This window comes from Thalassotalea sp. PP2-459 (assembly GCF_001913705.1).
In the GTDB taxonomy this organism is placed as follows: Bacteria; Pseudomonadota; Gammaproteobacteria; order Enterobacterales; family Alteromonadaceae; genus Thalassotalea_C; species Thalassotalea_C hakodatensis.
Window position 1 is genome coordinate 58,524 of the sequence record NZ_MKQD01000018.1, and the last position, 13,093, is coordinate 71,616.

Here is a 13,093-nt window from a genome sequence, read left to right on the forward strand (position 1 = left end):
TAACAAATGCACAGGTAGCTCATCTAGCTAAAACAACTGTGGCTATGTATTTTGCATAGTCATTTTTTATTCTAATCTATAACCCTCCCAATTGTTATATGTCATTATGCAAGGCTGAATTGGTTTTTAGGATGTTGTTAAGTCACGTATTTAACGTAAGTAAAACCTTAACGTAAACAAATATAGGTTTTATTGTGTACTCACCGCAAAGGCTTTCTAAGCAAATGATCTTTTAATGGGCTTAATTCGTTCAATTTATACTGTCCCCGCTCTTTATTTACTATTGTTATTTATAAATTACTTATTGTACTAATTGTTTTAGTGATAAATGATTCCTGAAATAAGTGCTACTTGCATTTGTGTTACTTGTTTGAAAACAAAAGATATTATTTATATATATGTTGAGGTGATACTACTTTAAACTGTGCATAATTCGGTTTTCAAGCGTGAAATTTATACTGGTGCTCAAAATTTAAACTTGATAATTAGTGTGAAAATGATTAGAGTACTAACCATTAATATACGAATTGATTTTAAGAGTTTATGAAAACCGACATTTCTGATTATATATGTTTCTATTTAATACTAGGTATAGGCTTATGCCTAACGTTACTTTCTTCAGGCTTCAAAAGCTTAAACACTCTTCTCTCAAGCAAAACATAACCTTCTAAATCTAATAACAGCACGTTATCAAATACGTTGTTATTAGTACGTTTTTACACTGCATAATCGATGGCACTTTAATGTGTGCTACTGATATTTACAGGCTAAATACCATGTAAAAACACCCACTGAAATTAGTGACTACTTGTTATTGATAGTCAAAAAAAACAGCCGACAGAGCAGGCAAGGCGTGGCTTTATGCTACGAATAACAGCTCAATGGAGTATAAAAAGTGAATGTAGATTCTAAATCATTACCGTGGCAACGAATTGTCATTAAAGTTGGAAGTGCGCTTATCGCCCCCAACAGAAATGGCTGTAGTAGCCAATATTTATTAAGCATTGCTAATTTTATTGTTCGCTGTCGCATGTCAGGAACCCAAGTAGTGCTGGTTTCTTCTGGCTCAGTAGCTGCAGGTGCTCATTTATTTAAAGGGGTTGATACATCACCCATTACCATAAAGAAGGCTATGGCCGCCGCTGGTCAATCAGAAATGATGGCAACGTGGGATAGGTTATTTGATTTTAATACCGCGCAAATATTGTTAACGCATGCTGATCTAAAAAACAGAGATCGGTATGTCAGTGTTAGAGATACTATCGAAGAATTGCTCGACAATAATATTCTGCCGATTATTAATGAAAATGACACGGTGGCAACTGATCGATTGAAAGTCGGTGATAATGACAACTTATCTGCCATGGTAGCGAGTGCTGCTAACGCTGATACGTTAGTTATTTGCTCCGACGTTGATGGTTTATACGATGCTAATCCAAAATTAGATATAAACGCTCAGCTTATTACCGATGTTTATGAAATTAATGCCGGTATATATAACATGGCGGGTGGGGCAACGAGTGATGTCGGTACTGGCGGTATGAAAACTAAAATTCAAGCCGCAGACAAAGCAGTTTCTCACGGTATAGATACTTATATCGTTAATGGCTTTAATGAGTCGAGTTTTAACGATTTATTAGCGGGTAGCAGTCCAGGTACACATTTTCACCCGCATAAAAAACCCATGCAGGATACACATCATTGGATGAAGCATACGACCAGAATTCAAGGTGAGTTAGTGGTAGATGATGGTTTTATGATGCAGAAAGACGCTACGGGTGATCTGCTTTCACCTCAAGATCTATTAGAAGTTAGCGGTGAATTTTCAGCTGGCGATGTTGTACTGGTGAGAAAAGATAATGGCGACAAACTTGCCAAAGTCAAAACGAATTACAGCAGTTGTTTGCTTAATTTCGTTGCGACTCAAAACAGCGAACACATTTCGGAACAGTTAGACAATACTGACGAACCGATACTTTCCAAACAATATATTACGTTATTAGGAGTATAATGAGTTTAATTACAAATATTGCCGAGCAAGCTGCAATCGGTGCAAAGGTACTCGCAACTAAATCTTCAGAATTAAAAAAAGCATTACTTAGCGACATGGCGAACGCATTAAGAATAAGACAAGATGAAATATTAAACGCCAACAGTGAAGATTTAGCAAATGCGCGTGACAACGGGTTGTCTGATGCCATGATTGACCGTTTAACGTTAACTGCTCAACGCATCGAAGATATGGCTGTTGGCTTAGAAACAGTTGCTCACTTACCTGATGTTGTCGGCACCACTCGCCTGATAGAAACGCGACCGAATGGCATAGATATTCAAAAAATGCGCGTACCATTAGGCGTAATATGTATGATTTACGAGGCTAGGCCAAATGTTACTGCTGATGCGGCAGGATTGTGTATTAAATCTGGTAATGCCGTGATTTTGCGTGGTGGTAAAGAAGCACTGAGTTCTAGCTTAGCAATTGCTGATGCACTGCAAAGTGTGTTGAAAAAGTATGATTTACCAACGTCTATTGTCTCAGTTATTCCTGATCCAAATAGAGCACTTCTCAATGAATTATTAACCTTAAAGCAATATATTGATTTAGTCATCCCAAGAGGGGGCGAAGGGTTAATAAATTTTGTGAGTGAAAATAGTAAAATTCCCGTTATTCAACACTATAAAGGCGTTTGCCATTTGTATGTTGATAAAGATGCCGATCTAGAAAAAGCCCTTAACATTCTTGTTAATGGCAAAACTCAACGACCTGGCGTTTGTAATGCTCTTGAAGGTTTAGTCGTGCATAAAGATATCGCAGAGCGTTTTCTTCCGATGGTGAATGAAATCTTCGAAAAAGAGCAGGTTACGGTAAATGGTGAAAGTGATATAAGTCAGTACTTTAGTTCATTTAAACCGATCGAAAATACTGGTTTTGGTGAAGAATACTTAAGTCTAGAAATTTCAGTGAAAGTTGTTGATAGCCTTGAAAAGGCAATTAAACACATTGATGACTTTGGTAGTAATCACACTGAAGTGATTTGTACTGAGAATAATGAAACAGCAGCTATTTTCCAACAAGTAGTTGATGCGTCAGTTGTTATGGTTAATGCCTCTTCTCGTTTTTCTGATGGTTCTGAATTAGGTTTAGGTGCTGAAATTGGTATTGCCACTACTAAGTTGCACGCCTACGGCCCAATGGGCATTGAATCGCTTACCACTGAAAAGTTTTTAGTCAATGGAACCGGGCAAGTAAGAGTCTAATTAATAAACGCTTGATAAGAGAGTTACCTTCCGTTCATGTTTTGATTGGATCGGGTAACTCTTTTTTTATGCATGTTGTGTTAGATTTGGTCTGAGTTGCTACCTGCTACATAGACTTTTTTACCATTGACCCAGGTTTCAAGCACTTTAATTTGCCAAATATCTTGCTCTGGCATGGTAAAGAAGTCGTTATCAATGATAATGAAGTCGGCTTTTTTCCCTTTACTTAGTGAGCCAATGATATCCTCTTGATGGCCTGAATAGGCGGCATCAATAGTGAAGCTTTGTAATGCTTCTTCTCTCGTCATCTTCTCTTCTTTTATCCAACCACCTTCAGGTAAGTTTTGCTTATCTTGTCTGGTAATTGAAGCGTGTAAGCCGAAAAACGGGTTGGGGGATTCAACGGGAAAATCTGAACCAGCGGCAATAATAGCATTAGCATTCAGTAATTTTCGCCATGCGTATGCGCCCTTAATTCTATCTTCGCCAAGTCGGTCGCTAGCCATATTTTTATCAGAGGTTGCATGTGTTGCTTGCATGGATGCGATAACATTTAACGCATTAAAACGCGGAATATCTTTTAACCTTAGTACTTGTGCGTGCTCTACGCGGTGGCGTAAGTGTTGAGTTTTGCTGTTAGCAATATTTTTTTCGTAATTGTCTAATACAATTTTATTCGCATTATCACCAATGGCATGCGTGTTGACTTGGAAACCTTCTTTCATCGCAGTTTTTACGTAGCGTTCGAAATCTTCTTGGGTATGCAATAGCAAACCGCGATGACCATGTTGATCTGAATAATCTTCAATGAGTGCCGCCCCTCTACTACCAAGCGCACCGTCAGCTTGAATTTTTACGCTATTAAATTGCAGCATATCATTGTCAGTGCTAAATGTGCCGTATTTTAGTGTTTGTTGCCAATCAGGAGAAGGGAGGTAAAGCATGGCATTAATGCGAATTGCCATATTATTATTGCCTGACATTTGCAAATAAGCTTCGAGATTATTACTGTCAATGCCGGCATCATGTACGCTGGTTAACCCTTGAGCTGCGAGTGAATTCATCGCGTTCTCTAATATTGTTTTTTGCTCAGCTAAGGTTAATGGCGCAATATTTTTTTCAATGAGTTTCATGGCGTTATCAATAAAAACACCGGTAGCGTTACCATTTTTATCGCGAATAATTTCACCACCTTGTGGTGCCTTGGTCTGTTTAGTTATACCTGCTAACGCCATTGCTTTAGTATTTGCCCAGCCAGCATGTCCGTCAACGCGGCTTAACCAAACAGGTTTATTGGGAAAAAATTTATCTAAGGAAGCTGCGGTTGGAAAAGTATTTTTCAGCCATTGTGTTTGGTTCCACCCTCGGCCTTTGATCCACGTTAAATTTTTATTGCTATTGGCGTAGGTTAGCGTTGCTTCAACCGCTTCTTTTTCGCTTTTCGCTGGGGTTAAATCTGCTTGCATTAAACTTTCACCATAACTTAATACATGCCCGTGAGCATCAATTAAGCCAGGTAACATAGTTTTGCCTTTTCCATCAATAACTATACAACCATTGCAGTGAATTGGACGGTGGTTTTTTTGATAAATTTGTTCGATGGTATCATCGTTAAACTTTATCGCTGCAAACCGCGTTACGGTATCATTATTGATGGTATAACCATTTATATTGGTAATTAGCGTTGTTTGTGCAGATGCAATCGTGCTTAAAACCGAAGTTAAACTCAATGCGATTAGCTGTGTATATTTCATGTTTTTATTATATGTATTAAGAGTGCGTTTTTTAATCTTAACAGGATTTAGTAGAAATTATAGTGTGGGGACTTGTTTATAATTTACCAATACGTAAATTTCGTATCAGAACACATAGCACTAATAGAAATGAAATAACATAAAGTGGTGTATTTCCATAACGGGCATAGGGTGTTATGCCTGTGACTAATGCCACATCTTGCTTTAAAACGTCTTGAGTAAACTGCGGTAATATACTGGTGAACTCACCTAAATGATTGGTGATTGCTGTGATCCCGGTATTTGTTGAACGAAGTAATGGCCGACCGAATTCAAGTGCGCGCATTCGTGCTATTTCCATATGTTGGTGCGGGCCATGAGAATTGCCAAACCATGCATCATTGCTGACGGTAAGCAAAAAGTCACTGTTGGCTGAAAAGTTTGCGCTAAGTTGGTTGGCGAAGGCAATTTCAAAACAAATTAATGCTAATAATCTAGTATCATGTGCTTGCAAGTTTTGCTGCACGTAATCCCCGCGGGTAAAAGATGACATGGGTAAGTTAAAAAAAGGTGCTAATGGTCTGAGTAAGTCGCCAAAAGGTACAAATTCGCCAATGGGTAATAAATGATTCTTATCGTAGCGGTTTTTGTGATTGTAATAATAACCACCTTGTTGATCATTGGCCGTTTCATTGCCAAGCACAACTAAACTATTAAAATAGTGCTTTGATTCAAAATGATAATTAATGATCCCGGTGATAATCGCTGCATTGTTAACACTTGCAGACTGATTGGCAATATCTAAAAATTCTTGTGTACTGCTCATGGTTTCTATGGCAGGAATTGCAGACTCTGGCCAGATAATAATGTCTGCATCATAATGTTTTCGACTTAAATCCAAGTACTTAAGCATGGTAGGCCACTGCTGTTCTGGCTCCCATTTGATTGACTGAGCAATATTACCTTGCACTAAAGCAACACGTTTAGATTTACCTGTAGGGGTGACCCATTCAATTGATTGGCTGAGCCAAACCACGGCTCCTAAAATAACTGTCGGTATTATAATAAGCTTAGTATTTTTCGTTATGAACAGATCCACTGTTAAACCAGCGATAAATATAACGGTAAATGTTAAGCCGATTTCACCAATAATAGGGGCAAGCGAAGCTAGGGGGGAATCAATTTGTGTGTAACCAATAGAAAGCCAAGGGAAGCCTGTGAGCACTACACTGCGAAGGTATTCTGTAAATAACCAAATGGGTGCTAATAACCACCATTGAATACGTTTACGTATCAACTCTGATATTTTGGCGGTGAGAAACAACGCCAGAGCAGGGTATATCGCTAAATATAAGCAAAGCAAAAACATAATAGCGACAGAGACAACTAACGGCATACCACCAAATTCAGCAATACTGACATGCACCCAACTAATGCCAGATGAAAACCAGCCAACACCAAAAGCAAAACCATGTTTAGAACAATCTCTGATAAACGAGGGACTGTTAGCACACTGATTATTTACATAAATAAACCATATAGGTAAAACAAGCCAGCTTAGCCACCATTGCGAAAAAGGAGCATAAGCAAAAACCAAGCTGGCACCAAGAAACGCACTTATCCAAAGCGAAGAATTAGACAACACGGCACCAATGCGAATGGTGCCTAGTTTGTTGATGAACGTTTTAAGCATTTGTGCTATTCGGAAGGTTTACCATTTACTTTATGGTTCTTAGGTACGGTAACTTGTAAGGTTTGTAAACGGCGACTGTCAGCAGAGGTTACTTTATATTCAAATTTGTTGATAGTGACTTCTTCACCTTTACGCGGCATATGGCCAAAAGTATGAAGTACTACTCCACCAATGGTATCAGAGTCGCCTTCATCAAGTTGGCAATTAAAGTATTCCATAAAATCATCGAGCTCTGTTAATGCTTTTACTTGGTAAACATTACCCGCTAAATATTTTATATCTTCTTCAATTTCATCATCGGTTTCATCTTCTATTTCACCAACGATTAACTCAAGAATATCTTCAATGGTAACGACGCCAGACACACCGCCATATTCATCAACAACAATTGCCATATGGTAACGTTGAGATCGAAACTCTTTTAATAACGGTTCTACGCGTTTGCTTTCAGGCACAATGATCGCTTGTCTGATCACTTCTTGTAAAGAGGTTAAGGGTGCTTGCTGTTCGAAACCATAAGCGAGTAGGTCTTTTGCTAATAAAATACCCTCAATGTGATCAATGTCTTCATTAATGACTGGAAAACGAGAGTGTCCTGAGTCGATGATTACGGGTAGCAATTCATTAAGCGGAGTATTAATATCTAGGGTGATCATTTGTGAACGTGGGATCATAATATCCCTAACACGCATATCTGAAACTTCTAATACGCCTTCAATCATAAGCTTGGTTTCAGGCTTTATTAGTTCACGGTCTTCGGCATCATTTAATACCTCAACCAATTCTTCTTTATTTTGCGGTTCCCCAGTAAAAAGCTGAACGAATTTATCAATCAGCGATTTATTTGCAGAACCGTTACTAGAGTGGGGGCTATCTTCGCTCATAGAGCAATCTGTATTCCTTATGTAACTCGGTTTTTAAGTGTCTATTTAATTAGTAAACAATTCAAGAAAAATTTATGTTCGATGATTATGTTAAATCGCAATAGATCAAAGAACAATTATTACTCGCTAATAATGTAAGGGTTGTTAATACCTAGTGTAGCAAGTTTTTCAATTTCTATTGTTTCCATTTCTTGTGCTTCTTCGCTAGATATATGGTCATAACCTAATAAATGCAAGCAGCCATGGATCACCATATGAGCCCAATGGTGATTTAAGGGCTTTTGCTGTTGTTTAGCTTCAGTTTCAACCACAGAGGTACAAATAATAAGATCACCAAGTAAGTTAATATCAACGCCATCAGGCACTTCAAAAGGAAAAGATAATACGTTGGTTGGCTTGTCTTTATCACGATATTGATGATTTAATTGCTGGCTTTCAGCCTCATCAACAAGTCGAATGGTGAGCTCATAACTATTTTTCACATGGCTTAATGCGGTATCAACCCACGTTTGAAACTCTGCAGGCAAAGGTAGGTTGTTTTTATTACAAGCTATTTGTAAATCGACAAGGTGAGACATTTAATCGTTTTTATCCTGTGCTGCTTGCTGTTGTTTTTCAAGCTCAGCTTGTTGCTTTTTAGCCTCACGAATACGGTTCATTTTTGTTTCGTGTGCTTCATAAGCCTCTACAATTCTAGCAACTACTGGGTGTCTAACCACATCTTTAGACATAAAGAAATTAAAACTAACGCCGGGTATGTTATCGAGCACTTCAATGGCGTGTCGTAACCCTGATTTTTGTCCTCTCGGTAAATCGACTTGGGTAATATCACCAGTAATAACCGCACGAGAATTAAAACCAATGCGAGTTAAGAACATTTTCATTTGTTCTACCGTGGTATTTTGGCTTTCATCAAGAATGATAAAAGCGTCGTTTAATGTTCTACCACGCATATAAGCAAGAGGGGCGATTTCAATGACACTACGTTCAATTAACTTTTCAACTTTTTCAAAGCCCAGCATTTCAAATAAGGCATCGTAAAGCGGACGTAAGTAAGGGTCGACTTTTTGTGATAAGTCACCAGGTAAAAAACCCAGTTTTTCGCCCGCTTCAACGGCAGGACGAGTTAATAAAATACGCCTTACCTCTTGGCGTTCAAGAGCATCTACGGCACAGGCAACCGCTAAATATGTTTTACCGGTACCAGCAGGGCCAATACCAAAACTAATATCATTAGTTAACACATTTTGAACATAAGCTGATTGGTTCTTATTACGTGGTTTAATTAGACCGCGTTTTGTTTTAATCGTCACCATTTGTTCGTAATCAACATCAACTTTTGATGGCGCCTGTTCTAATACATTAGCGTCAACAATCGCTAAATGTACCATTTCATCAGTGATGGTTTGTTGCTTACCTTTCACCGTTTCTGTCTCAACATATAAATCTTTCAGCAGTTTTATAACAGCTTCAGCATTTTTGGGCTCGCCAACAACTTTAAAGTTATTGCTTCGGTAACTTATTTCCACTCCTAAACGGCGTTCAATGGCTTTAAGGTTATCATCCATCGGCCCACATAGGTTAGCTTGCCTGCTGTTATCAACAGGTTCTAATACGAGGTTTTCGGTAACTATGTTGCTCAAAAAAGTATCCTATTTGTTGCGATTATCTGCGAAAATTATGGTGCGAAAGTACCTACACCTAGTTCATCAACACTCGTGCTAGCAGCATTTGTTGATTTATGGTGACTATTTGACAAAATATCTGCTGGCGAATGTGCAATACGTAAACCCATATCTTTTTCCATACGTACTAACTCGCCACGTAATGAATTGGCATAAACATCGGTAATTTTTACGTCTACAAACTGCCCGATGACTGCATGCGGTGCTTCAAAGTTAACAATGCGATTATTTTCAGTACGGCCACGTAATTCCATCGGATTTTTCTTAGATGGCCCTTCAACTAAAATACGTTGTTCAGTATCTAACATTTGGCGTGCAATTCGCAAAGCTTGTTGATTAATACGATCTTGTAGAATTGCTAACCGCTGTTTTTTCACATCTTCTGTAATATCGTCAGGTAAATCAGCTGCTGGTGTACCTGGACGTGCACTGTAAATAAAGCTAAAGCTTAAATCAAAATCAATGTCTTTGATCAAGTTCATTGTGGCTTCAAAGTCTTCATTAGTTTCCCCTGGAAAACCAATAATAAAGTCAGACGACATGCAAATATCTGGTCTTGCTTTACGTAAACGACGAATTTTAGATTTATATTCCAACGCAGTGTGCGCACGCTTCATTTGCATTAAAATGCGATCTGAACCGGTTTGTACAGGTAAATGTAAATGACTTACAAGCTCTGGTACATCTTTATATACGTCAATAATATCGTCTGTAAACTCTACAGGATGCGATGTGGTATATCGAATACGGTCAATGCCATCGATTGTTGCAATTAAGCGGATCAAATCAGAAAAACGACAAATGCTGCCATCGTGGGTTTCCCCGCGGTAGGCGTTTACATTCTGGCCAAGTAGGTTTACTTCACGCACACCTTGTTCAGCAAGTTGTGCGATCTCATAGAGAACATCATCTAATGGTCGGCTAACTTCTTCACCACGCGTGTAGGGGACAACACAGAATGTACAGTACTTGCTACAACCTTCCATAATAGAAACGAAAGCAGAAGGGCCTTCAGCTTTTGGCTCTGGTAAACGGTCAAATTTTTCAATTTCGGGAAAACTTACATCAACAACAGGGCTACGTTCGCCTTTCACTTGTTGGATCATTTCAGGCAAGCGGTGTAACGTTTGAGGACCAAATACCATGTCAACATAAGGGGCGCGAGCACGAATAGCATCACCTTCCTGCGAGGCTACACAGCCACCAACACCAATAACTAAATCAGGTTTCTGATCTTTAAGGTTTTTCCATCGGCCAAGTTGATGAAACACTTTTTCTTGGGCTTTTTCTCGGATAGAGCAAGTATTCAAAAGAATAACATCGGCGTCTTCAGCTTCTTCAGCTAATGAAAAGCCATGTGTAGAGTCGAGTAAATCTGCCATTTTCTGCGAGTCATACTCGTTCATTTGGCAGCCCCAGGTTTTGATGAATAACTTCTTGCTCATTTTTAAATGCCTATTATCGATTAAAATTGATTCTAGTTTATGCTAGAGAATTTCAGGGGGCGTATTTTACTCGTTCTTTATCAAGGTGGCTAGCTTAACAAGCGATAAAGCTGAAAAATCATGCTTAGTTGACATTTTGATGATCATAATCATCGAATTAGCCGCTAGGGTTGGTTAGAATGTTTGCGAGATAAATATTTTAAGGTAATAGCAAGTAATGGATCAGTTTGACTGCGTGGTTGTTGGTGGAGGAATGGTAGGAGCAACAAGCGCTCTTGCGTTGGCCGAGTTAGGGTTAACGGTAGCTGTGATTGAAAAGCACCAGCCGAAAGCATTTGAACCATCACAACCTTTTGATTTACGTGTGTCTGCAATATCTCTTGCTTCGCAACATTTACTTGAGCAAATGCAAGCATGGCAGCAAATTGCTAATTGGCGCAGTTGTCCGTATAAAAGATTAGGTGTTTGGGAGCATGAACAGGCGTATACAGAATTTTCATCTAAAGAAATTGATCAACCTTATTTAGGGCATATTGTTGAGAACAGACTCATTCAATTATCGCTATGGCAACAACTTGCTGAGCATCAAAATATAACGCTTAAATGTCCTGAGTCATTAATTACGTTAGAACAAAGTGCAGATGCTGTTAACTTGACGCTAAGCTCTGAAAAAATTTCTACAACATTGCTTGTGGCAGCAGATGGCGCTAACTCTCAAGTACGTCAACTTGCTGGTATTGGCGTTACCGGTTGGGGGTATAGTCAAGATGCCATGTTGATCAACGTTGAAACTGAATTACCTCAACAAGATATTACCTGGCAACAATTTCAACCTACTGGCCCTGTCGCCATGCTACCAATGAAAGGGAAATACGCTTCTTTAGTCTGGTATCATCAAAAGGCGGAACTAGCTCGCCTTGTTAATCTCAATAACCAGCAACTACAGCAAGAAATTAACCAACACTTTCCAACGAAACTTGGTAATGTTCGAGTGATTGATAAAGGTGCATTTCCGTTAACACGACAACATGCGAATCAATATCAACAAGGCAGAGTATTACTACTGGGCGATGCTGCCCATACAATAAACCCCTTAGCTGGGCAGGGGGTAAACCTTGGTTTTAAAGACGTAAATGCATTACAAACGGTAATCGCAAAAGCTATTGGTGAAAATCGCTGTTGGCATGATCCTGCTGTATTGGCTAACTATGAAAAAATGCGCCGTAAAGACAATTTAATGATGATGACAACGATGGATATGTTTTATGCTGCTTTTAGCAACCAAAATCCTGTGCTTAAATCATTACGAAATATTGGCCTTGCTACGGTAAACAAAATGCCAATACTTAAATCTAAAGCATTGGCGTATGCATGTGGTGTATAAAAGAGGTTAACCGGTAATACTTTACCCGAAGAGAGCAAAGTCGACCTCTGGCAGTAATTCAAAGCCCGGATGAGCAAATAAATACCCTTACATTAAATTGATACCAGCACTGTTTAACCACTGCAATACCTGCTTTGTCCTGTTGCTGTGTTCCTTGCCATAAACATGTTTTGCATACTCGTGATAGGGCCTCGATATAAATCAAATGCCGAATAATTGTTCGGGAAAAAGGGCGTGAGAAGTTGATACGCTTTGTTGAAATTTTTTACAATAGACAGCAATTATATTCAAGTTTAGGATTTAAAATACCTGCTGAATTTGATAGCAGCAAATTAACACACGGAGCGTGCTCCCTTTACCGAACAAGTTCAGATTCCTTTATTCCAAACGTTTTGAATAACGTTTGTTAGAATATCCTTGTTTCTCTTTACCCTTTTTAGTGTAAGTCGTACTGAACTAAATTTTTTTTAATAACTGTACCAAACTATTTATTTCGACTGGCTTTAATGACTCAAATAACGAGCTTATCGCTTGCGAAAACGAGGCTTTCGCTTCTTGATATACTTGTTCACCAATAGGTGAAAGAGCGACTAGGCTAACTCTTGCGTCGCGAGCGTTTGCTTCTTTTGTAACAAGGCCTATTTTCTCTAGGGGATTTAATAATCTTGTTACTCCAGAGGGAGTTAATCCTACTTGTTCAGCGAGATCTGAACGTCTTATTTTACAATGTGGTGCGTGATAAAGTTTATCTAAGACGAGATAATCAGATAGTCCTAACCCGTGTATTGAGAGCGTACCGGTAAATTTTTTTAACATACTATTTTGTAGGCCAATTAACTCAAAGACTAGATGCTCTTTTGCTTCATTTAACATATTAATAAATTCTCTAATGATTTGGGGGAATATAGTATCTCATTTTGTTGAGTAGTCAAGTATCAATCAATGACTAGTGTAATACTTAACAATTAGATTTAAAAAACATCATGGTAAACAATGCATTAATAATTTTGC

Annotated in this window: 10 protein-coding genes; 3 read left to right on the top strand and 7 right to left on the bottom strand. The window is 38.6% G+C overall.

Annotated elements, in window-relative coordinates:
* Positions 1-895: 895 nt before the first annotated feature.
* A complete protein-coding gene (proB, locus tag BI291_RS03325) occupies positions 896-2,011 on the top strand; it encodes a glutamate 5-kinase (RefSeq protein ID WP_074496334.1) in 1,116 nt (371 codons plus the stop codon).
* The gene (locus tag BI291_RS03330; protein ID WP_074496335.1) at positions 2,011-3,258 is read left to right on the top strand and encodes a glutamate-5-semialdehyde dehydrogenase; all 1,248 of its coding nucleotides are present in this window, start codon (positions 2,011-2,013) and stop codon (positions 3,256-3,258) included. The genes proB and BI291_RS03330 overlap by 1 nt, the downstream gene beginning before the upstream one ends.
* A gap of 80 nt (positions 3,259-3,338) precedes the next feature.
* Here the strand turns inward: BI291_RS03330 and BI291_RS03335 are convergent, their stop codons facing one another.
* The 6 genes from BI291_RS03335 to miaB all read right to left on the bottom strand — a co-directional run bounded on the left by BI291_RS03335 (position 3,339) and on the right by miaB (position 10,698).
* Positions 3,339-5,012 carry an amidohydrolase gene (locus BI291_RS03335; RefSeq protein WP_074496336.1) on the bottom strand — a complete coding sequence of 558 codons (1,674 nt, stop codon included), beginning with the start codon at positions 5,010-5,012 and terminating at the stop codon, positions 3,339-3,341.
* A gap of 76 nt (positions 5,013-5,088) precedes the next feature.
* Positions 5,089-6,684, bottom strand: a complete 1,596-nt coding sequence (gene lnt, locus BI291_RS03340) for an apolipoprotein N-acyltransferase (protein WP_083601878.1) — start codon at positions 6,682-6,684, stop codon at positions 5,089-5,091.
* A gap of 5 nt (positions 6,685-6,689) precedes the next feature.
* Positions 6,690-7,568 (bottom strand): HlyC/CorC family transporter, encoded by an 879-nt coding sequence (locus BI291_RS03345; RefSeq protein WP_074496337.1) that lies wholly within the window; start codon positions 7,566-7,568, stop codon positions 6,690-6,692.
* A gap of 119 nt (positions 7,569-7,687) precedes the next feature.
* A complete protein-coding gene (ybeY, locus tag BI291_RS03350) occupies positions 7,688-8,146 on the bottom strand; it encodes an rRNA maturation RNase YbeY (RefSeq protein WP_074496338.1) in 459 nt (152 codons plus the stop codon).
* Positions 8,147-9,211 carry a PhoH family protein gene (locus BI291_RS03355; protein WP_074496339.1) on the bottom strand — a complete coding sequence of 355 codons (1,065 nt, stop codon included), beginning with the start codon at positions 9,209-9,211 and terminating at the stop codon, positions 8,147-8,149.
* A 35-nt stretch (positions 9,212-9,246) separates the two neighbouring features.
* A complete protein-coding gene (miaB, locus tag BI291_RS03360) occupies positions 9,247-10,698 on the bottom strand; it encodes a tRNA (N6-isopentenyl adenosine(37)-C2)-methylthiotransferase MiaB (RefSeq protein ID WP_074496340.1) in 1,452 nt (483 codons plus the stop codon).
* Between the two features lie 217 nt (positions 10,699-10,915).
* On the opposite strand from miaB, the gene BI291_RS03365 reads away from it, so the two are divergent.
* Positions 10,916-12,082: an FAD-dependent oxidoreductase gene (locus tag BI291_RS03365; RefSeq protein WP_074496341.1), complete on the top strand. Its 1,167-nt coding sequence runs from the start codon at positions 10,916-10,918 to the stop codon at positions 12,080-12,082.
* 456 nt (positions 12,083-12,538) lie between these two features.
* Here the strand turns inward: BI291_RS03365 and BI291_RS03370 are convergent, their stop codons facing one another.
* A complete protein-coding gene (locus BI291_RS03370) occupies positions 12,539-12,955 on the bottom strand; it encodes a MarR family winged helix-turn-helix transcriptional regulator (RefSeq protein WP_074496342.1) in 417 nt (138 codons plus the stop codon).
* Positions 12,956-13,093 lie beyond the last annotated feature (138 nt).